19 protein-coding genes are annotated in these 21681 nt (G+C 42.2%); 11 read left to right on the top strand and 8 right to left on the bottom strand.

All coding sequences use genetic code 11. From position 1 onward, the window contains the following. Positions 1-2 precede the first annotated feature (2 nt). On the bottom strand, positions 3-1055 hold the full coding sequence (locus tag IRQ78_RS08595; protein ID WP_138619266.1) for an efflux RND transporter periplasmic adaptor subunit: 1053 nt from the start codon (positions 1053-1055) through the stop codon (positions 3-5). A gap of 242 nt (positions 1056-1297) precedes the next feature. Here IRQ78_RS08595 and IRQ78_RS08590 point away from each other — a divergent pair, with 242 nt between their 5' ends. From IRQ78_RS08590 to IRQ78_RS08575, 4 genes are all read left to right on the top strand, one after another. Then, a complete protein-coding gene (locus tag IRQ78_RS08590; RefSeq protein ID WP_138599679.1) occupies positions 1298-2011 on the top strand; it encodes a DUF2982 domain-containing protein in 714 nt (237 codons plus the stop codon). 27 nt (positions 2012-2038) lie between these two features. Further along, complete coding sequence (locus IRQ78_RS08585) at positions 2039-2371, top strand: hypothetical protein (protein WP_054551111.1); 333 nt, start codon at positions 2039-2041, stop codon at positions 2369-2371. Positions 2372-2454: 83 nt separating this feature from the next. Next, positions 2455-4131 (top strand): Lcl C-terminal domain-containing protein, encoded by a 1677-nt coding sequence (locus IRQ78_RS08580; protein WP_194441805.1) that lies wholly within the window; start codon positions 2455-2457, stop codon positions 4129-4131. A 1-nt stretch (position 4132) separates the two neighbouring features. Further along, the gene (locus IRQ78_RS08575; protein WP_194441804.1) at positions 4133-4654 is read left to right on the top strand and encodes an Lcl C-terminal domain-containing protein; all 522 of its coding nucleotides are present in this window, start codon (positions 4133-4135) and stop codon (positions 4652-4654) included. Here IRQ78_RS08575 and IRQ78_RS08570 read toward each other — a convergent pair. Beyond that, positions 4642-5751, bottom strand: a complete 1110-nt coding sequence (locus IRQ78_RS08570) for a tRNA nucleotidyltransferase (RefSeq protein WP_054551114.1) — start codon at positions 5749-5751, stop codon at positions 4642-4644. The two genes, IRQ78_RS08575 and IRQ78_RS08570, sit on opposite strands and share 13 nt — an antisense overlap. Before the next feature lie 125 nt (positions 5752-5876). On the opposite strand from IRQ78_RS08570, the gene IRQ78_RS08565 reads away from it, so the two are divergent. Then, the gene (locus tag IRQ78_RS08565) at positions 5877-6797 is read left to right on the top strand and encodes an ExeA family protein (protein WP_138599682.1); all 921 of its coding nucleotides are present in this window, start codon (positions 5877-5879) and stop codon (positions 6795-6797) included. Positions 6798-6810: 13 nt separating this feature from the next. Next, complete coding sequence (locus IRQ78_RS08560; protein ID WP_194441803.1) at positions 6811-7860, top strand: general secretion pathway protein GspB; 1050 nt, start codon at positions 6811-6813, stop codon at positions 7858-7860. A 20-nt stretch (positions 7861-7880) separates the two neighbouring features. Here IRQ78_RS08560 and IRQ78_RS08555 read toward each other — a convergent pair whose 3' ends face one another. Further along, a complete protein-coding gene (locus IRQ78_RS08555) occupies positions 7881-9089 on the bottom strand; it encodes an HD-GYP domain-containing protein (protein ID WP_054551117.1) in 1209 nt (402 codons plus the stop codon). Positions 9090-9241: 152 nt separating this feature from the next. Then, the gene (gene putA, locus IRQ78_RS08550; protein WP_138599685.1) at positions 9242-13045 is read right to left on the bottom strand and encodes a bifunctional proline dehydrogenase/L-glutamate gamma-semialdehyde dehydrogenase PutA; all 3804 of its coding nucleotides are present in this window, start codon (positions 13043-13045) and stop codon (positions 9242-9244) included. A gap of 166 nt (positions 13046-13211) precedes the next feature. Here putA and IRQ78_RS08545 point away from each other — a divergent pair, with 166 nt between their 5' ends. Continuing rightward, positions 13212-13694: a winged helix-turn-helix transcriptional regulator gene (locus IRQ78_RS08545; protein WP_054551119.1), complete on the top strand. Its 483-nt coding sequence runs from the start codon at positions 13212-13214 to the stop codon at positions 13692-13694. Positions 13695-13766: 72 nt separating this feature from the next. Here IRQ78_RS08545 and IRQ78_RS08540 read toward each other — a convergent pair whose 3' ends face one another. Continuing rightward, positions 13767-14294, bottom strand: a complete 528-nt coding sequence (locus IRQ78_RS08540; protein ID WP_194441802.1) for a TetR/AcrR family transcriptional regulator — start codon at positions 14292-14294, stop codon at positions 13767-13769. A gap of 120 nt (positions 14295-14414) precedes the next feature. Here IRQ78_RS08540 and IRQ78_RS08535 point away from each other — a divergent pair, with 120 nt between their 5' ends. Further along, positions 14415-14615, top strand: coding sequence for a hypothetical protein (locus IRQ78_RS08535; RefSeq protein WP_054551121.1), 201 nt, complete (start codon positions 14415-14417; stop codon positions 14613-14615). 75 nt (positions 14616-14690) lie between these two features. Here the strand turns inward: IRQ78_RS08535 and IRQ78_RS08530 are convergent, their stop codons facing one another. Beyond that, positions 14691-15290, bottom strand: coding sequence for a TIGR04211 family SH3 domain-containing protein (locus tag IRQ78_RS08530; protein WP_054551122.1), 600 nt, complete (start codon positions 15288-15290; stop codon positions 14691-14693). Positions 15291-15503: 213 nt separating this feature from the next. Between IRQ78_RS08530 and IRQ78_RS08525 the strand changes: the two genes are divergently transcribed. Together IRQ78_RS08525 and IRQ78_RS08520 are read left to right on the top strand one after the other, a co-directional pair. After that, the gene (locus tag IRQ78_RS08525) at positions 15504-17024 is read left to right on the top strand and encodes a CYTH and CHAD domain-containing protein (protein ID WP_054551123.1); all 1521 of its coding nucleotides are present in this window, start codon (positions 15504-15506) and stop codon (positions 17022-17024) included. A 37-nt stretch (positions 17025-17061) separates the two neighbouring features. Continuing rightward, the gene (locus IRQ78_RS08520; RefSeq protein WP_171041494.1) at positions 17062-17673 is read left to right on the top strand and encodes an START domain-containing protein; all 612 of its coding nucleotides are present in this window, start codon (positions 17062-17064) and stop codon (positions 17671-17673) included. A 41-nt stretch (positions 17674-17714) separates the two neighbouring features. Here IRQ78_RS08520 and metK read toward each other — a convergent pair whose 3' ends face one another. After that, entirely contained in the window at positions 17715-18866 is a 1152-nt protein-coding gene (gene metK, locus IRQ78_RS08515) for a methionine adenosyltransferase (protein WP_054551125.1), read from the bottom strand. A gap of 266 nt (positions 18867-19132) precedes the next feature. Between metK and tkt the strand changes: the two genes are divergently transcribed. Then, entirely contained in the window at positions 19133-21124 is a 1992-nt protein-coding gene (gene tkt / locus IRQ78_RS08510) for a transketolase (protein WP_194441801.1), read from the top strand. A gap of 236 nt (positions 21125-21360) precedes the next feature. Here tkt and IRQ78_RS08505 read toward each other — a convergent pair whose 3' ends face one another. Beyond that, positions 21361-21603 (bottom strand): type II toxin-antitoxin system ParD family antitoxin, encoded by a 243-nt coding sequence (locus tag IRQ78_RS08505; protein WP_194441800.1) that lies wholly within the window; start codon positions 21601-21603, stop codon positions 21361-21363. Positions 21604-21681: the final 78 nt, after the last annotated feature.

Genomic DNA, 21681 nt, shown 5'->3' with positions numbered 1-21681 from the left:
GTTTAGCCCTTGATACTTACTTTGCTGCCAGTACGGATCTTAATGATGCCTTCAGTCACGACTTGCTGACCATTTTCAAGGCCTTTATCAATAGCTACCCAGCCATTGTGACGACCCGCTACATGTACTTCGACTTTGTTAGCAACGCCATCTTCAATTTGGAACACGTAGTGTTTGTCTTGCTGAGGAATGACGGCTTTCTCTGGTACCATTAGCGCTTGGTTTGAGCTTAACTCTAATGCTGTATTTAACAGCATGCCTGGGCGTAATAGGCCTTTTTCATTGATAAAGCTTGCTGTCACTTCAACGCTACGAGTGACTGAATCGATACGCGAGCTAATGTGGGTCACTTTACCGTTGAAGGTTTTTTCTGGGTAAGCATCATTTTGCGTCATCACTTTCATACCCAGTTGTAACTGCGCTAGGTATTTTTCTGGCACTTTAAAGTCGACTTTAATGATACTGATATCATCAAGGGTGGTGATGTTTGTAGTATTGCTAACATAAGTACCAATTGAAATCTCGCGCTTGCCAAGTAAGCCAGAAAACGGTGCTTTAATTGTCATTTCTGCCAGCTTGGTTTTGGCGCTCTCAAGCTGCGCCTCGGTTGCATCAACACGTGAAAGCTGCTCTTCTAGTAAAGATTTAGCCGTTGATTGTGAGCGTGATAGTTCAGTGAGACGATCAAGTTGACGGCGCTCTTCGCGTAAATTAATGCTTAGCTCTTTAACTGCTAATTCTTCTTCTTGAGACTGTAACTGAACCAGTTTTTGACCTTTACTGACTAAGTCGCCATCATTGAAAAATATATCGGTAACATAATCGTTTTGCGCACTGCGAATATAGATCGCTTGGTTAGCACGAGCACTACCTATTGCTTCTATGAGCACAGCATTTTCTTCAGATGTGACAGTGTGAGCTGTTACTTGAGTTGCAGCGCCTGAGAAGTTGCTCTGCTCACCTTGGCTCGAAGGAAGGTATAAGTAAATGCATAACCCTAGAAAAAGGGTAATAATAAAAGGGAATAGTGCCTTACCAGATTGTGTAGAGTACATCGTCGTGTTACCAGAAATTTAGTTGAGTGTAGTGTACAAAATTAGTACGTGCCACGTATGTCAGGTATCTCATAAATTTGTGCATTTAGCGTAAAAGTGAAAAGTTATGCTAATTTGTTCCTTTATTGTGACAAATTAAGAAAGGTTTAGAATGAGTAAAGCACCAAAGTGTAATTATTGTTTAACGCTCAGAAAAATAATATTGGTCACAATTGTGATGTTTATTTTTTACTTCTCTGTTTATGGATAAAAATCTTCCTGCACTAAAAGTGCGTGCTCAATCATCTCGCCATGGCAGTGAGTTTTTAATTGTTGGCGGAATTGGGTTAATCATTATTATGCTGGTTAACTTATTGAGACCCGGTGAAATTAGCATTGTTGAGATTTTTTTAGCCACAACCTGCATAGCGGCAATTTTTATTGGCTTTTTAAAAACTCAAGAACCATACTTTAGCTTAACTTTTACTCAGAATTTGCTTATTTATCATCATAAGATTGGGAATTGGCAGTTAAATCGTGCTAATTTTCATCATAGTGGTATACCAAAAGTGGAACAGGGCTTAGAATACCTTGAGTTAAATGCAGTTGGTATTAAACTCAATAACATAGATGAATTTTTAACACAGATTCACCCAAGAATTGCCGGACGATTACTTATCGAGCAACGTCATTTATTTATGCAAGTCATTCAAAAGTATTGCAAAAATGGTGATTGCCCATCAGAATGGTTAATAGAAGAGACGGACTACACGGCCCCTAGTGGTCAGATTTATAAAGGATTGATTGCCATGTTTGCCAATCGTACGCAACATTTAAGGCAGTTGACAGGATACGATTTACTATTACCTGCCAATGTTCTTGATGTTGATATTTGGCAATTCAGTGCTGATTTGAATCGTTGGAAACTGAACCCTAAAGAGTTTTTAGAGACTCGCTTACAGAAAAGTAAGCTATAGGCGGCAGTTATGTAGTAGGAAAAGACTATGAGTCAAGAACGTTCTTTTATTAAAAGCGGTCGAAACACAATTATACATAAAGATAAGAAACTCGATTTAGTGGTTGTGAATGGTGAGAACCATCCGCGCATTAAAGTAACTCAAAATGGTTTAGAGCCGTTTAAAGAAGACCTGCCAAAAAATCGTCGCGAGGCTAAAGAGCGTTATTTAGAAATGGTGTATGTATCAAGCCCAGATGTATTTGCAGAAGAAAAACGTTTGTTGTTTATCCAAGCCCTAGATGGCAGAGAATACAAAGTAGATTACAGTAAAATAGGCACCAAGCTCTTCGTACGTATCCACCAAGAAAGTTATTTATAACCCCAAGTTTGGCATTTTAATTGCTAGTTGTTAGTTTATTTGGCAGCCGGTTATTGCCGGCTTTGTATTTTAAGGTGGTATTCATGAGATTAGTGCCTCTTAGCCTAATAGCATTAACAACATTAACAGCTTGTGGTGGTGGCGGTTCGAGTGATTCGAATACAATCGCAGCGACAGTTAATGCTGGCTCAGATCAACAAATTATTGAAAAAAGTGAATTTACTGTCTCAGCTAAAGGCTCTCCTGCTGATGGTACCTTTACCTGGGAGCGAGTCAGTGGCCCCGCAGTAGAAGGTTTTCCTGCCGAAGGTGCTGAACAAACCATTACAGCTCCTGATATTAAACTTAACTCAGAACTTGTTTTAAAAGTAAATTACCAAACCGACGATGGGCAACTTGTTTCCGATCAGGTCAGTATTTTTATTACCTCGAATAATCAACTGCCAGTTGCAGTGATCACCCAAACTGCGCCAGAAGAGTTACCGTCAAAATATAATGATGTGATCACATTAAGTGGCGAAGAATCTGCTGATATAGATGAAAACGGTACAGTTGACAGTTATTTATGGACTCAACTTGATGGCCCTGATTTAACGGCTGACAGCTACAACAACCAAACCATTAGCTTTACTCACCCACTACTTGAATCAAATACAGCGATGACATGGCGTTTAACTGTAACGGATGATGAAGGTGGATCAGCAAGTACAGAGGCGTCGTTCACCTTAAACAAAACGGTTGAGGTAATTATTGCTGATGCAGGTGTTGATCAGCAGGTTATCGAGTTTGATACCGTAACCCTTGATGCCAGCAATAGTGAAATTGTGACGGCAACAAAATCATGTTTTTGGCAGCAATTAACAGGCGAAACTGTGACCTTGGCAAACCAGAACCAATGTATCACGACGTTTGTAGCCCCTGATGTTGATACCGATTCAGAGCTTAGTTTTGAAGTTACCGTGACAGACAGTAAATCGCGTAGCGACACAGATACAGTGATTATTGATATTAGCCCAAAACCACTGGGGTTAATTAACGATACCGGGATGAGTGATTGCTACAACAATTCGCAAAAAATTAACTGTGACAGCGAAGACTTCCCAAGCCAAGACGCAGATATAGGTCGTGACAGCGTCGCAAATCAGCTCGATAAAGTCGGCCTAGGTGATTTGGCATTTGATTTTACTAAGATGAATGAGTTTGCTGACGAACTTCCAGATGATGCGACTAGCTTTAGTTGCGTACGCGATAATGTAACTGGGCTTATTTGGGAAGTAAAAGAAGCAAGTTCAACATTGCCACCGGCAACCTCCGAGCGTGCAGCATCAAATCATTATACTTGGTATTTAAATGGTTCAAGCGGTGTGCAAACGGGTAGTGTACAAGGGGCTGCGGGCTCTACCTGTCCAAGCACCAGTGACTGTGGCCTACAAACTTACATTAATGATGTGAACAGCAGCGACTTTTGCGGTGGTACAAACTGGCGTGTGCCAACTTACACGGAATTATTAGGGTTATTAGATTATGCCAAGCAAGGTGAGTCTACGTTACTTAACAGTGACTTCTTCCCAAATCAACCAAGTGATACTCAGTTAAGCACTGGTAGCAGTTCATTTATGCCTTATTGGACTTCGCAAACCGCGGCAGACGGTACAAGTTTATCGCAAGCTTATATTATCGATATGAGTAGTGCTAATGATTTAGCGTATCCGAAAAGTAACACCGCCTTTGTGCGCTTAGTTAGAACGCCAGGAGAGTAATATGCGAAAGTTACCATTAATTACAGCACTTACTGTTATTGCTCTGCAATCGGGTTATGCCGCTGCGCAAGTATGTTATAGCGCTGTCAATGAAACGACTCCTGATAGCCGCTTTATTATTAACGAAGATGGCACAGTGAGCGACAGCGAAACAGGTCTAATGTGGCAACGTTGTACGTTTGGTCAAAGCTACAACACTGAAACGGATACGTGTGAAGGTAATAGTCAGCAGCTTACTTGGGGCGAAGCTTTACGCGGGGCTGAAAATGCAACCTTTGCTGATTACAGCGATTGGCATGTGCCAAATGTTAAAGAGTTAGCCAGTATTTTAGAGCACAGTTGTGTGCAGCCTAGCATTAACGAAAACGCATTTTTATCGACTAAGCTGCAAAACTATTGGAGTAGCACTTCAGGTATCAGTCGTACTGATCTAGCTTGGGTGTATCAATTTGATAAAGGCATCAACAGTCTTCACGCAAAAACGTCCGATGTTTATTTGCGTTTAGTGCGCTACGAAAAGTAGCCTTTAATAATCTCTAACCGCGCTTGCTCAAGCGCGGTTTTTATTTCTGCGCCTTTAATACCTTGTGCAATAAACTGTTGCGGGCTGACTGCTCGTGCTTGCGTGGCTGCGTTTTTGAGAGAGTCATAACAAACTACAGGCTGTTGGTGACTAACTTCTAATGTTTTGAGTACCTGCTCAAAACGTTCAGGGCGACGCCATAAATCAAGTTGATTAAAGCAAGCAAAAACGGTCTCGCTAGTCGGCTTTTCTGCACTTAAACTTGTTTGATGAGTTTGGCTAAACAGCGCTAAATCGCGCACTTCATTAGGTAAGCGTATGTTGCTAGCTATCGCTTTTATCTCATTGCTTGAAAGCGCTAAGGTAACTTGGCTGAATAATAACGCAGTGTCACTAATTTGTTGTTCATTCGCATAGGCAAATCGAGCTTGTAAGGTACGGTAAAGCTCATCACACCATTTACTTTCAAGCTCAGGGCTAATTACATACAGGCCATGGATGCTGGCAAGTACATTTAGAAACTCGCTAAATGCGCCATCACTGAGGGATTTTTCGCATTCTAACCAAACGCGTTCAGCAGTTAGCGTGTTCAGTTCACCGGCTTTAACCATCTCGGTCAATAGTGACTGGGTTTCTGGCGCAATAGTAAAACCTAGGTAATGATAACGAGCAGCAAAGCGGGCTACTCGCAATATTCGTAGAGGGTCTTCACTAAAGGCATCTGAGACATGGCGTAAGACACGATTTTCAAGATCCTGCTGGCCAGAAAATGGGTCAACTAAGCTGCCATCTTGGGCTTGTGCTATGGCGTTTACGGTGAGATCTCGACGAACTAAGTCTTGCTCTAATGTGACATCCGGCGCGAAATCACAAATGAAGCCAGTGTAACCTTGACCTTGTTTTCGCTCGGTGCGCGCCAGCGCATATTCTTCTTTACTTTGTGGGTGTAAAAATACCGGAAAATCTTTACCAACTTGTTGATAACCTTGGCTGATCAGTTGTTCTGGCGTGGCACCAACTACCACATAGTCGCGTTCTTTAACGTCACGACCAAGTAGGGCGTCTCTGACTGCGCCACCGACTAAATAAACCTGCATAAAACACCTATAATTTTACCTTTTCGCTATTTTACGTTATTTAACCAATAAAATGTAAACAAGGTTTTAAGTAGCGATGTTTTTTGCCATTATAGACCGTGATTTTAAACGCAAGGAATAACACGGTGTATTTAAGCTATTTTGGCTTGTCAGAAAAACCCTTTTCGATTGCCCCAAATCCTGAGTATTTATTTCTTAGTGAGCGCCACAAAGAGGCATTAGCGCACCTTACCTATGGATTAGGTGAAGCGGGAGGCTTCGTATTATTAACAGGCGAAGTGGGTACAGGTAAAACAACACTAACAAGAAGCCTGCAAGAGCAGTTACCTGAAAACACGCAAGTGGCACAAATTCATAACCCAGCTTTGTCACAGCTTGAGCTGCTTGCCAGTATTTGTGACGAATTAAAGATTGAGTATGACAGCGCGAATGCGACTCTGAAGACGCTTACTGATGTGATTAAAAAGCACCTTGAGGCAAATAATCAAGCGGGCGGTCATACCATTTTAATTATTGATGAAGCTCAATTACTCGCCCCTGATGTGCTAGAGCAATTGCGCCTGTTAACCAATATCGAAACAGATCATAAAAAGCTACTGCAAATTGTGTTAGTAGGGCAACCTGAGCTTCAAGAGTTATTAAAACGCACTGAATTAAGGCAGCTTGCCCAGCGCATTACGGCTCGTTATCACTTATTGCCACTTACTGAAGGGCAGGTGTTTGCCTATGTTAAGCATCGTTTATTTAAAGCGGGGACAGAGCAAGCCTTGTTCTCAGGGGATGCGTTAAAAGCGATTTATCAGGTTACTCAAGGGGTGCCGAGATTAATCAATTTGTTGTGTGAGCGGTGCCTCGTTGGTGCATTTTCACAGCAAAAGCTAAGTATTGACAGTGAGCTTGTAATGCTCTCTGCTGCTGAGGCTCTTCCTCCAACCAGTACCCCTGTTGCAACAGTAACAAATAAAGAGCCGAGTTATGTTTGGCTTTACCCAGTTTCATTTTTAGCCGTATTAGGAATGGGTATTGGTTTATCCTACCTAATATAACGAGTGTTCATTTATGTCCTTATTATTAGATGCAATTAAACAGTCTGATCAGCATGCACAAACTGCTGTAGATCATGACCAAGCCGCTCTTGCGCTCAAACAACAGCAAGAATTAACGCGCTATCGCCGTTTGGCCTTTTCATTTGGCCTATTACTGGCGGCGATATTAACCCTTATGGCAGGTTTTTCGATTGGTAAATGGTTACAGCAAACTAAAGTTGCTGAGCAGCCAAAGGTTGTTAATAACAGTAATGAAGCCGCAGAAAGCGTTGCGACTGAAGTTGAGGCAAACCCTGAAACACAACAACCAACGATGCAACAGCAAGTAGCACAAAGCCAAACCCCGCAAGTGACCAATAACTCAGGGCAATCAGCTGCCATGCCACAAGGGCAAGTGCAACAATCTGTACCGCAACAAATGATGCAGCAGACTCCAGTGCAAGGTCAGCAATATCAGTGGGTGCAAGTACCTGTCAATTCAGCCCCAGTGTATGCTAATCAAGGTTATCAAGTTCAGCCTCAGTACCAGCAGCAAGCTATGTATCAAAATCAGCCCGTGTATCAATCACAGCCACAGTTTTCGCAGCCAATGCAGCAAATCAATCCGCAGCAAATGAGCAGTAATGGCATTGATTTAAGTAAATATAAGGTGCTAGGCAAGCCGCTTGATGGTCAGCCAAGTCAACCGGCTTCTCAACCATCAACAAATGATGAATTAAGAGATGTGCCAGATACATTGAAAGATGCCTTTGCTAAAGCGGTTGAAGATGTTGATAACAAACATAGTGTTGATATTACCCGTAGCACTAAAAACACGTCTTATGCAGAGCCTATTGAGCTCTTGCCTGACGCATTACAAAGCCTTATTCCTACCATTAAATACCAAGCGCATATTTATGCTTCAGAAACATCGAAGCGCTGGATCAAGTTAAATGGTCGAGAGTTATATGAAGGCGATAACATTGGTGTTCTATCTGTGGTTGAAATTACCCCAGAGCAGAGCTTATTAAGTTACGATGGCTATGAGTTTACCTTAAAAGCATTACAAGACTGGCCTGAATAGCCAGTCCTGAGCTTAAGGGATTAAGGTAAAATTGAGTTCTTAAAAAAGCGGATCAGGTCGATGTTGAACTCAGTCGGCCTGACGGCGGCTTCTAAACTGTCGTGACAGCGACTATTTGCTAAGTTTATATCCTGTATTTCGGTATAGCGTGCATGTTTAGCGTTATAGAACACTTTAACTTGAGGTTTTAAAGGGCTAGTAGGGTTACTGTGAGTGACCACACCTAATTTTTGGCTTTCAAGTTTCACTAAGGTGCCGACTGGGTGAACACCGATGCACTGAATAAACTTAGTGACTAGGTCTCCGTCAAAGCTATCTGGACAGCCGTCTTTTAATATTTTAAATGCCTTAATTGGCTCCATACCAGCTTTATAGACCCGCTCTGCGGTTAATGCATCATAAACATCAACAATCGAAGCCATACGTACGTACAAGCTAATCTCTTCAGCACTTTTACCAAATGGGTAGCCACTGCCGTCTAAGCGTTCGTGATGGAAGCCTGCTATATCAACAGCAATTCCGCTCAAGCCTGCTTGTTCTAAAATTTCTTTACTAAAACGAGCATGGTCTTGAATAGTTTGGTATTCGGCATCGGTTAATTTGCCGGGTTTATTGAGTATTTCATCGGGAATATTTATTTTTCCAATATCGTGCAGTAAAGCACCGGTCGCAAGCTCCTCAATAATGGTTTTTTCGATACCTAAGTGTTTAGCAAAGATACTAATTAAAATCGAAACATTGATTGAATGTTCAAGTAGATAAGTATCTTTGTCACGCATACGGGTGATACAAGCAAGCGCATCTTGGTTACGAAAAACCGAGTCAATAAATCCAGTCGCGAGCTCTTGAAAAGGGGCAATATCAATTTTGTTGCCATTACGAATATCGTCAAAGGCTTTACTTTGTAATGATCTTGCTTCGTTATATAAGTTATTGGCTTTAGTCATTTCTGCCGACACACTGTGAGTGGTGTGCCAAGGATCGAAAGCGGCAGCGTCTCCTACTGGTTGCGGATTGTGTTGCTGCTCAACCACTTTATTGTCACTGTCTAAGGTCAGTGTTTTGTCTGGATCGATCGCAATTTCTAATATGCCAGCTTTGATCAGCTTGTCTATACTTCCCTGTGTTTTAACCCAACCTTGGTTTTTTATACGGATCTTGCCTGTTTGTTTTGTCACGCTCTGTACAAACATGCCCGGCTTAAGTTGATTGATAGGAAGTGTTTTCAAGACCTTTACTTCTAAACGACTACAATAATATAAAATTAGCAGAAAGTTCGTGTATCAGTAAATAATAATAGTAAAAAGGAGGGGTTTTTATGGCTGTAAACAAAAAGCCCTCGACTAGCGAGGGCTTTCTCATTTAGTTATTGCAATACAACTTACTCGTCGTCTTCAACCAAGGTCATTAGTGATGTGTTACCACCTGATGCGGTTGTATCAACGCTGATTGTTTTCTCAGTCAGTAAGCGCTTGATTAGCGTGTCGTAGTACTCAGAGCTGATCACTGGCAGGATTGCACCTTTACGTTGTGCTAGCTGCTGGCTAAAGTAGCCTAAACGTGATGAACGAGCTGCAACAACCGCACCTGCAAGGTGAGGGTGCGCTAAGATAGCTTGTAACTGATTAGGTTTAGCAACTTGGAATACACCTTCAGCGATACCTGTAGAGATAAACTTGTCTCTGAATGCAACCGCTTCGTCAAAGAATAACTCAGAAGCAACCGTGATTACCGTGTTACCAGCAGCAAGTGCTGTGATAACCGAAATTGCCCAGAAGTTAAATGACGTACTCTTATCTGCATAACAAACCACACAACCACGAGGCTCTAAGTGAAGTGTGTTTGACTCACCCGTTGGCCCAGGCAACACAGTGTGCTTACGCATGTGTTTTTCAAGACGGTTAAGTTGCGCACGTGCATCAGCTAGCGTTAATGCTAAGTCATCGGCAAGCTCGTCAATAATTTCTACAGTCGCTACTTTTGCAAGTAATTGACGTACAGCAGAAACTCGGTCATTTAGTGGTGTCGCACGCCAGATCTTCTCATCGCGTAATGAGTTATCCATTAGCTTAGCAACTTGCTCAGCTGCACCTGAATAGTGGTGAGTATCTAACTCATCAGGTGTTAGGTTAGTCATTTGTACGTTATCTGGTGATGCTTTTTCTTTCACTAGACGTTGTAGGTAGTTAGGGCCACCCGCTTTAGGACCAGTACCAGATAAACCACGGCCACCGAAAGGTTGTACGCCAACAATCGCACCGATCATATTACGGTTGATGTAAACGTTACCCGCACGTGACATTTTCGCTAGGTACTCACAGCGCTCTTCGATACGTGAATGCACACCCATCGTTAAGCCAAAGCCCGTGCCATTGATTTGGTCAATCACGTTATCAAGCTCTGTGCCTTTAAAGCGGATGATATGTACACAAGGACCAAATACTTCGCGCTTAAGTACAGATAAATCTTTGATTTCGTATAAACGAGGCGCAAAGAAGTAAGCACCATTTTCACTGTTATCAGGAATAGCACACTCATAGTGAAGTGTTGCATTACCTTTTAAGTATTCAACGTGGTCACTTAAGTTTTTAAGTGCTTTTTCGTCGATAACCGGGCCGATATCAGTTGAAAGTAATGAAGGGTCGCCAACGTGAAGTTCTTTTAAAGCGCCTTTGATCATCTCAATGATGCCATCAGCAACGTCTTCTTGTAAGAATAATACACGTAGTGCAGAACAGCGTTGACCAGCACTTTGGAAACCTGAACTGATTACATCATCAACAACTTGCTCTGGTAGAGCAGTTGAGTCAACGATCATACAGTTTTGACCACCCGTTTCAGCAATAAGCGGTACTTGAATATCATTACGCGCAGCCAATGTTTGCGAAATAACAGTACCGGTTTCTGTAGAACCTGTGAACATAACAGCTTGAATACGCTCATCAGGAACGATTGTTTTACCTACTTCGCTACCACGAGCAATAACAGGTTGTACAACGTGCTCTGGTAAGCCAACAGATAGCATAAGTTCAATGGTACGAAGTGCAATTAAGCTTGTTTGCTCAGCAGGTTTAGCAATAACTGTGTTACCTGTCACGATTGCCGCAGCAACTTGACCTAGGAAGATTGCAAGTGGGAAGTTCCATGGGCTGATACATAAGATCACACCACGTGCTTCAAAACGCTCATCTTCAGAAAGTTCCTCAGCGCGTGCAGCGTAGTAGCGGCAGAAATCCACTGCTTCACGAACTTCATCGATACCATCTTGAGTTACTTTACCTGCTTCTTTGATACACAGTGCCACTAACTCATCGTGGTGACGCTCTAAGATATCAGCAACACGGCGTAATAGGTTTGCGCGCTCTTTTACTGGCGTTTGTGACCATGACTCAAATGCTTTTTCTGCATTTTCTAAAAGTGCAGTCATTTCGTCTGAAGATTGTAGCTTCACATGACCAATGATTTCTTTGTGATTCGCAGGGTTCTTCACCGGAAGAGAGCCTTCTGGCACATCGCTTAATTCAATGCGGTGCTCAGCAAACCAGGTATCAAGGTTTTCTTTAAATGGTGTGATTACATTGATATCAGTTAAGTCCATGCCTTTTGAATTAGCACGTTCTTCACCGTATAAATCAATTGGCATCTTAATTTGCGTGTTGTACTTGTTACGTAAACCTTGCAGTGTTTCTACAGGGTCAGGTAACAGTGATTCAACAGGCTTAGTGGTATCAACAATCGCATTTACGAATGATGAGTTTGCACCGTTTTCTAATAAGCGACGTACTAAGTAGGCAAGTAAGTCTTCATGTTGACCTACAGGCGCGTAAACACGACATTGAATTTTTTCTTGGCTTACGATTTGGTCGAATAACGACTCACCCATACCGTGTAGGCGTTGGAATTCAAAACCTTCGTTGTCACCTTTTGCAACTTCTAAAATAGTTGCCGCAGTGTAGGCGTTGTGTGTAGCAAATTGCGGGTACAGTACATCACGTGCTTCAAGTAGTTTGATAGCACAGGCTTTGTAAGAAACGTCTGTGGTCGCTTTACGCGTGAATACCGGGTAGTGATCTAAACCATCTTGTTGAGTGGTTTTGATTTCTGTATCCCAGTATGCGCCTTTTACAAGACGAACCATTAGTTTACGACCAACGCGACGAGCTAGCTCTGCAACCCATTCAACCACAAAAATAGCGCGTTTTTGGTATGCTTGAACTGCTAAACCAAAGCCGTTCCAGTTACCTAAATCGTCATCACTGAATACCGCTTCAATAACATCTAAAGAGATATCTAAGCGGTCAGCTTCTTCAGCATCAACAGTAAAGCCGATATCGTAGCTTTTCGCTGCAAGCGCAAGTTCTTTTAACTTAGGTACGATTTCAGCAATAACACGTTCACGATGTGTGAATTCATAGCGTGGGTGAATCGCAGAAATTTTAACTGAGATACCAGGGCTCTTGATTGGACCACGGCCATTTGCTGCTTTACCAATTGCGTGGATAGCTGTCATGTAGCTGTTGAAGTAACGCTCTGCATCTTTCATTGTGCGTGCGCCTTCACCTAGCATATCGTATGAGTATACGTAGCCTTTTTGCTCTTTATCGGCTGCACGTTCAATCGCTTCGTTGATAGTACGACCCATAACGAATTGCTTACCCATGATCTTCATCGCGAAGTTCACAGATTTACGAATAACAGGCTCACCTAAACGACCAATTGTTTTCTTAAGAACACCGAATTGCTGCTCTTTTGACTTGTCGCTGTAGTTAACCATTTTACCGGTTACTAACAGACCCCAAGAAGAGGCGTTTACAAATAAAGAATCGCTGCTACCTAAATGCGAGCTCCAGTCACCTTTAGCAAGTTTGTCACGAATTAGTGACTCTTGCGTTGCTTTATCTGGAACACGTAATAGTGCTTCTGCAAGACACATTAATACAACGCCTTCTTCACTCGAAAGTGAGAATTCATTTAGTAATGCATCTACACCGCTTTGACCATCCTGATCGCGACGGATATTTAAAACCATTTGACGAGCACGTTCCCACGCTCGGCTACGCGCTTTCACGCCTACTTCAGCCAAAGGCAAAATATGATCAATAACCGCATTTTCGTCAATACGGTAGAAATCACGGATCTTTTGTCTAATTGGACATTCAGTTGTCAAATCGCCATTAAATAGCATATGTAACCCTCTGGTATGTGGAGTCTAGAAATGAACTTATTGCATTTCTTACCATTGATATAATTCGTGCATTCTAATTAAAATCCAGCAGAATATGCTGGTTAAATTTTTCGATTTACGATAATTTACAGGGCATACCGTTAACTTAGCCGCATAAAATTCTGTTATGACCAGTCCGAATAGATTACGCATGTTAGATCGCATCGATTTAGCAATTTTAGACGCTCTGCAAAAAAATGGCAGAATATCGAACGTAAACCTCGCAAAACAGGTAAATCTGAGCCCAAGCCCGTGTCTAGATCGTGTAAAACGTTTAGAGCAAGAAGGCTATATCGAAGGCTATTACGCAAAGCTTAGCGAAGCAAAACTTAACCAGAGCTTGTTAGCACATGTACAGGTATCATTGGTGACCTCGAATACATCGGTATTTAAAGTGTTTCGCGAATATATATTGAATATTCCGCAAGTGGTTGAATGCGACATGGTCGCTGGTGGCTATGACTACCTATTAAAAGTACGGGTCTCAGATATGGATGAATATCGCCAAGTACTGGGTGATTTAGTTGATATTCCCGGAGTGGGTACGCATCACACCTATATGGTGATCGAAAAAATAAAACAGGACACAGGCCTTAGATTCGATATTTAACGTAAGGAAACCGAGTGGTTTCCTATCTTTCTGTAGCACTGAACGAACGGCGCTACAGTTTATACAACTAACCTAATTGATGTTAATTTTTGATAGTTTTGCTTTGAGTGTTGCCAGCATCGAATCGACAGAACTGTCTTCCTGATTAAGCCCTTCCATGAGCGTCATAAAGTAAATATCAATAATGATATCTGCATCTAAAGCGGTTGCTTCATTGTCATTGATCAGGCGCTTTTTGAATGCTTTAAGCTGCGGTTCAAGCTCGTGCTGTTGCCACATAATTTCTTTAAATAACTCTCGGCTAAACTCCTTTTTTGCAAGGTAAAACTCATAAAGAAAACAAGCGTAATGGTACATTCTATCTGTCGCTGTAGTACTCGAATCTGAGTGTTTAGCGCGGCTTAGAATATCTTCTAGTTCACTCTCAAAACTGTATTTAAGAATCTCAACTTTAGTCGCAAAGTGACTAAATACTGTGCCATTGGCGACATTAGCTGCTCTTGCAATATCTCGTGTGCTGGTCTGGTGGTAGCCGAGCTCTGAAAAAAGCTGCCATGAGGCTGTAAGTATCTGTTGTTTTGTTTGCTCTTTTTTGGTCACTGAACACTCCAATTTTTATGCTATTTAACCAGAAATTAAAAAAAACTCAATCAAAGGTGTTGTAAATTGAGCGTGCTCAATATTAAAATGAGCGCGCTCAATTAAATGGATGGTTGCACTATGAATAAATTAAAACGCTTAATTGGTTATGTATTATTCGTACCTGGTATTTGCTTTTATAGCTTTATCTTAGGCCCTCTGCTTATTGCAGTGCTATTGCCTGGAGGCTTGATATTGTTATTGCTTATCTTAGGTTACAAAGAGGGGTTTTTAGTGTTAAAGCAAGAAGTGTTTAATACTCTTAGACAAAAATGCTCTTGAGTAAAAAGTGGATAAGTTTAAAAAAATAAACCCTGCAAAATGCAGGGTTTATTTTTGTCAAAATGGGGAGGAGGTTTATGCCCAGCCGTCGTAACGTTTACGACGAGATAACACCACAGTTAGGATAATACCAAGTAGTAAGCCGATGAACGCAATTGCGCCGCCATAAGTTAATAACTGACGTTTCTCTTTGGCACTGGCTGTTTGCTTAGCGTTACGCTCAGACTCAATGGTACTTTTAAGTGCTTCAATTTGCTTGCTAAGCGCTAGGTTTTGCTCTGTTAGTGATTTGTTCTGCTCTTGTAGTTGTGGTAGTTCAATTTCAGCTTGTCGAAGCTGCTCTTGCATTACCGTCATGTCGTTATTCAGCGCTTGAAACTGTTGTTGAATACCCGCGTTTTCAGTAACAAATTTTGACTCTACCCAACCTTCACGATCTTTATCATCACGAATTTTAAAGTAGCCATTATCTTCACCCGACAATAACACTATTTGTGTGCCTGCATCGACTGAACCTAAAATGCGGTAGTTTTTGCTTGGACCTGAGTGCATAAAGGTGTACAGGTTATCGACTATGTAGGCGGTGTTTTGGCTGTCGCTGCTTGGTGCTTCTTCTGCGTAGCTAATAAAAGAGGTGGCCGCAAGGAGCAACCCAAAAATACACTGTTTTAACATCAATCTACCTTGTTAATGTGATCTTGCCTAGAAGTGGCTAAATTTATAATTTCTTTATGTATAGAGATAGTAGGGATTTCAACTATTAATAGCAAGGCTGATATTGTAATCCGTGCGTGGGCTTAACCGCAAAAAACAGGAAAAAATTTGCATTAACAGTCTGCTTTGTTTATTTTGATCACTTATTTATTTTAAATGTACTCCGCAAAGCGAATGGATACTGAGATAGAACTGAAGTTTTTGGTGTCAGATGCCGTTGTTCCACTGATCCCCGCATTAATTACCCAATTTGCAAAAACCGTTACCAATAAACCGTCACGCAACTTACAAAATGCTTATTACGATACGCCAAGCCGAGAATTACGTGCTTTAGATATTGGCCTTCGTACTCGCTGTTGTGATGGTGAGTGTGAGCAAACCATCAAGCTTGCTGGCGAAGTGGTGGGTGGCTTACATCAGCGCCCTGAATACAATTTGCCACTGTCAGGTAATCGCCCTGATTTACTTGCATTTGATGCTGCTATTTGGCCGCATGGTATGCAAGTGCCTGCCATCGCAGAAAACCTATACCCAATTTTTAGCACTAACTTTATACGCCGTACTTGGTTACTCGAAACCGAAAATGGCGCAAAAATTGAAGTGGTATTAGATAAAGGTGAAGTGGCGGCATCGGGCCAAGTTGAGCCAATCTCTGAACTTGAAATCGAACTGATTGAAGGTAGTCGCAATGAGTTGTTTGCTTTGGCAGATAAACTGGTTAGTGAAAGCCATGTTCGCTTAGGGCTTTATTCTAAAGCTGCTCGAGGTTATCGTCTTGCAGATGACAAACCATTAAAAGCAAGTAAATCAATTGGTTTTGTACCACTAAAACGTGGTGCAACCCAAGAACAAGCCTTAGTAGAAAGCATTAACTACGCGATTCGCTTTGTACAAAAACATGAAGCCTGCTACTTCATAAAACCAAGCTTAAAAACCCTTAAGCGTGTCACCGACGGTATTCGTTTGATTCGCCATACATTTTGGCTGTTTGACGATATTGTTAGTAAAGACGATACCGACTCATTACGTACAGAATTAAAGTGGTTATTAAGCGAATTAGCATGGGTTGAAAATGCTATTCAGCTAAAAACCTACACATCTAAGCGCCATGCGTACTACAAAAAAATCAACAGTGCGCCTGAGCTCACTCAAGTTATTAATGACTTAAAAGAGTTGCAGCCAAGCATTGAAGATATCGAAAAACTTTTCCATAGCACCCGATACAATCGCTTATTATTACAATTAACAACCTGGTTGATTGAAAAACAATGGCGTAAGTCATGGGGGCAAACTGAGTTTCAAGCTGCTGAAAAACCTGTTGCCGATATTGCTAAGCGTTTATTTGCTAAAGATTGGCACGATATGCACGAACTTATTCCTGAGCAGCAAGTGTTTACAGATAAAGACTATTTGGCACTGCGCACCCGCCTTGAAAACTCATTACTCAGCGGCAACTGCTTAGGCGCTTTGTTCGATAAAGAAGATCGAAACGAGTTTCGTATGCCGTGGGTTGATATCTCTCATGGTATTTATGAGTTAAGCACCCTTGAGTACTTAAAGCAGTTATGTGCAGGGCAAGACGACTTAGAGCTAACAAAAATTCAATCATGGCTTGATCAAAAGTCAGAATTTTTGGTCAGTGCAATGGAGCAAAGTCGCCACGCGTCATTTAATACAGACCCTTATTGGTTTTAAATAAATGCGCTTGTGCCTATGGATAGGGTTAGCATGTTTGAGTCTCTCGGCAGTGGCTAACCCTATTGAATGGCAAACCTACAAACAGCAAGACGATATAAAGGTTAGCTATAAAAAGCACGAAACTGGCATTATAGAAATTAATGCTTCTGTGCTGGTAAAAAATGCTAAGGCCAGTGACTTTATGGCGCTGTTAAGTGATACCGACAACGCGCCCAATTGGCTCGAAAATGTTAAAAGCGTGACTTTAATGGAGCGCTTAAGCCCCTCAGAAACCCTTGTTTACACTCACTTTAACTCGCCTTGGCCGGTGTTAGATCGCGATTTGGTGAGTTACTCTTGTTATCATGCCTTAGGTGAACATAAAACAGAGCTAAAAATTATCAGTCAGCCATACGCTAAAGCAGAAGTCTCTGGGGTTGTGCGTATTAAAGAGCTCAGGGCTTATTGGCGTTTAGAAGAGCAGCAAAGTAATTTATTGGTAAGCCATCAGGCCTATGCTGATCCGGGTGGCTCAATCCCGCATTGGTTGAGCAATAAGGTATCGCTAAAAAGCGTTTATAAAACGCTACAAGCACTGACAGAGCAATTAACCAATAATCAGTTCTCGCGAGATAACTTAATAAGTCAGTTAGGTTCGTGTTCATAAAAAAAGCGCCAAAAGGCGCTTTTTTCATTTTATCTAACCTATTACAGGCCAGCAGCTGCGCGAAGTGCGTCTGCTTTGTCTGTACGCTCCCAAGGGAACTCATCACGACCGAAGTGACCGTATGCCGCAGTCGGTTGATAGATAGGACGCTCAAGATCAAGCATTTGGATTAAGCCGTAAGGACGTAGGTCGAAGTGCTCACGTACTAATTCGATTAGACGCGCTTCTTCTAATTTACCTGTACCAAATGTCTCGATGCTGATAGATGTTGGCTCTGCAACACCGATAGCGTAAGAAACTTGTAGCTCACATTTGTCAGCAAGGCCAGCAGCAACCACGTTTTTAGCAACGTAACGAGCAGCATATGCAGCTGAACGGTCAACTTTTGATGGATCTTTACCAGAGAAAGCACCACCACCGTGACGGGCCATACCGCCGTATGTATCAACGATGATTTTACGACCTGTAAGACCACAGTCACCCATTGGGCCACCGATTACGAAACGGCCAGTTGGGTTGATGAAGAACTTAGTTGCGCTAGAGATTAGCTCAGCTGGAAGAACTGGCTTAATGATCGTTTCCATTACCGCTTCAACTAAGTCGTTTTGTGAGATTGAATCACAGTGTTGAGTTGAAAGAACAACGGCATCAATACCAACAGGCTTGCCATTTTCGTATGCAAACGTTACTTGAGATTTTGCATCTGGGCGTAACCAGTTAAGCTCACCGCTTTTACGAACTTCAGCTTGGCGCTGAACTAGACGATGTGAATAAGTGATTGGTGCAGGCATTAACACGTCAGTTTCATTACATGCGTAACCGAACATTAGACCTTGGTCACCAGCACCTTGCTCTTCAGGTCGAGCACGGTCAACACCTTGGTTGATGTCTGGAGATTGTTTACCGATAGTGTTTAGGATTGCACAAGAGTCAGCATCGAAACCCATGTCTGAGTGCGTGTAACCGATTTCACGTACTGTTTTACGTGTGATTTCTTCGATATCAACCCAAGCGCTAGTTGTGATTTCACCACCAACCATCACCATGCCAGTTTTAACGTAAGTCTCACATGCAACACGGGCATGAGAATCTTGCTCTAAGATAGCATCTAGAACCGCGTCAGAGATTTGGTCCGCGATTTTATCCGGATGACCTTCAGAAACAGATTCAGAAGTAAATAAATGTTTTGCCATTGTATTTCTGCTCACAAATATTGCGCTTCACAAACGTCGGTAATAGCGCTAAAAAATTAAGGGGCGTATTTTATCTAAAACAAATATGTTTGCATAGTAATTTTACGCCTAGACGTCCATTTAAAATTAGTAATAACGTATTGTTCTTAACAAACGCCCATAAATGGTGCATTTAATGCGGATTTTTAATTGCACTGTACCCTTACAATAAGTAAGAATGGGGCTTCATAAACAACCAGCGCAAATACATAAAGGTAGGAGAATTCATGCCATCACGCAAAGAACTTGCAAATGCTATTCGCGTCTTATCAATGGACGCAGTACAACAGGCCAAATCTGGTCACCCTGGCGCCCCTATGGGCATGGCAGATATCGCAGAAGTACTATGGCGCGATTATCTAAAGCACAATCCAACGAATCCAGAGTGGGCAGACCGAGATCGATTTATTCTTTCGAATGGCCACGGTTCAATGCTGATCTATTCTCTACTGCACTTAAGTGGCTATGACTTACCACTAGAGGAAATTAAAAACTTCCGTCAAATGCACTCAAAAACACCGGGTCACCCAGAGTATGGATATGCACCAGGTATTGAGACTACTACGGGTCCATTAGGTCAAGGGATCACAAATGCAGTGGGCATGGCAATTGCCGAAAAAGCGCTAGCTGCACAGTTTAACCGTGAAGGCCACGATATTGTTGATCACTTCACGTATGCATTCATGGGTGATGGCTGTTTAATGGAAGGTATTTCACACGAAGCCTGTTCATTAGCCGGTACATTAGGCCTAGGTAAACTAGTTGCGTTTTGGGATGACAACGGCATCTCAATTGATGGTGAAGTAGAAGGTTGGTTCAGCGATGACACACCAGCGCGCTTCAAAGCATACGGCTGGCACGTAGTTAGCGATGTTGATGGTCATAACCCTGATGCAATTCGCGCCGCTATCGAAGAAGCGCGTAGCATTACTGATAAGCCATCATTAATCTGTTGTAAAACAGTGATTGGTTATGGTTCACCTAATAAATCAGGTAGCCATGATTGTCACGGTGCACCACTAGGTGAAGACGAAATTAAAGCATCTCGTGAGTTCCTTGGTTGGACTGGCGATGCATTCGAAATCCCAGCTGATATCTATAGCGAGTGGGATGGCAAAGAAAAAGGTAAGCAACTAGAAGCAAGCTGGGACGAAAAATTTGCAGCTTATGAAAGTGCATACCCTGAACTTGCTGCTGAGTTTAAGCGCCGTACAAACGGTGAGCTACCGGCAGATTGGGCTGAAAAGTCACAAGCTTACATCGAAGAGCTACAAGCAAACCCTGCAAACCCTGCAACACGTAAAGCATCACAAAATGCATTAAACGCGTTTGGTCCGTTACTACCAGAATTCATGGGTGGCTCTGCTGACCTTGCTGGTTCTAACTTAACACTTTGGGATGGCTCAAAAGGCCTAGAAGCAAACGATGCAAGCGGTAACTACATTTTCTACGGCGTACGTGAATTTGGTATGTCAGCGATTATGAATGGTATTGCACTGCATAAAGGCTTTATTCCTTACGGTGCTACATTCTTAATGTTCATGGAATACGCACGTAACGCAGTACGTATGGCGGCACTAATGAAGCAACCAAGTATCTTCGTATACACGCACGATTCAATTGGTTTAGGTGAAGATGGTCCGACGCACCAACCGGTAGAGCAGATCGCAAGCATGCGATTAACGCCTAACTTAGTTAACTGGCGCCCATGTGACCAAGTTGAGTCAGCGATTGCATGGCAACAAGCTATTGAGCGTAAAGATGGCCCAACGTCACTCATTTTCACTCGTCAAGGCCTTGAGCAACAAGCGCGTACTGCACAACAGTTAGCCGATGTGAAAAAAGGTGGTTACGTACTTAGCTGTGACGGTGAGCCAGAGCTTATCCTTATTGCAACAGGTTCTGAAGTACAGCTTGCACAAGATGCCGCTGCAGAACTTCGTTCACAAGGTAAAAAAGTACGTGTGGTATCTATGCCTTCAACTGATTTATTTGATGAGCAAGACGCTGCGTATAAAGAAAGCGTACTACCAGCAAGCGTTACACGCCGTGTAGCAATCGAAGCGGGCATCGCAGACTACTGGTACAAATACGTAGGTCTAAATGGCGCAGTAGTTGGTATGACTACATTCGGTGAGTCAGCACCTGCAGGCGAGCTATTCAAGCACTTTGGTTTCACTGTTGAAAACATCGTAAACAAAGCAAACGCCTTGTTCTAAGCTTAAGCCGCTAAAATTTTAAAGCCCGCCCTGTATAGCACAGCGCGGGCTTTTTTGTGTTTGACTGGTAGGTTGGGTAGAACGGAGTGAAACCCAACGGTTTTAGCTCTCAGCCGTCAGCCATCAGCTTTAAAAACCCCTCACCGTAGGCGTGAAATTTATTTCGCGTGAAAAGTTATGCTTTTTGGTTGAATACCAGAAGTCAGATTTTGCCTTGTTAGTTAATTGAAAGGGCTTCATTTTCTTTCTTCGTTATCTAACTCATTGATAAACGAATCAAGTTCATAATCCGCAACTCCACTATTTTCACCTTCAACAAGTAATTGGCGTAAAATGTTCATGTTTGTTTCTTGGCTTTCAAGTAAACGTAAAGCGGAGCGTATGACTTCACTCGCTGATCCATAGCGACCACTTTGAATTTGATTTGCTATAAAACTGTCAAAATGGTCACCCAAAGTAATGCTAGTGTGTTTAGCCATGATATGGCTCTTAATACCATTAGATACCTATTTGTGGTATCTATTGAACTTGGATGCAAGGTGTGTAACAAAGCGTTC

It is taken from the genome of Pseudoalteromonas simplex (assembly GCF_015278155.1).
Lineage (GTDB): Bacteria > Pseudomonadota > Gammaproteobacteria > Enterobacterales > Alteromonadaceae > Pseudoalteromonas > Pseudoalteromonas simplex.
Note: the sequence above shows the minus strand (reverse complement) of the source record. Positions and strands in the feature narration are given on the sequence as shown.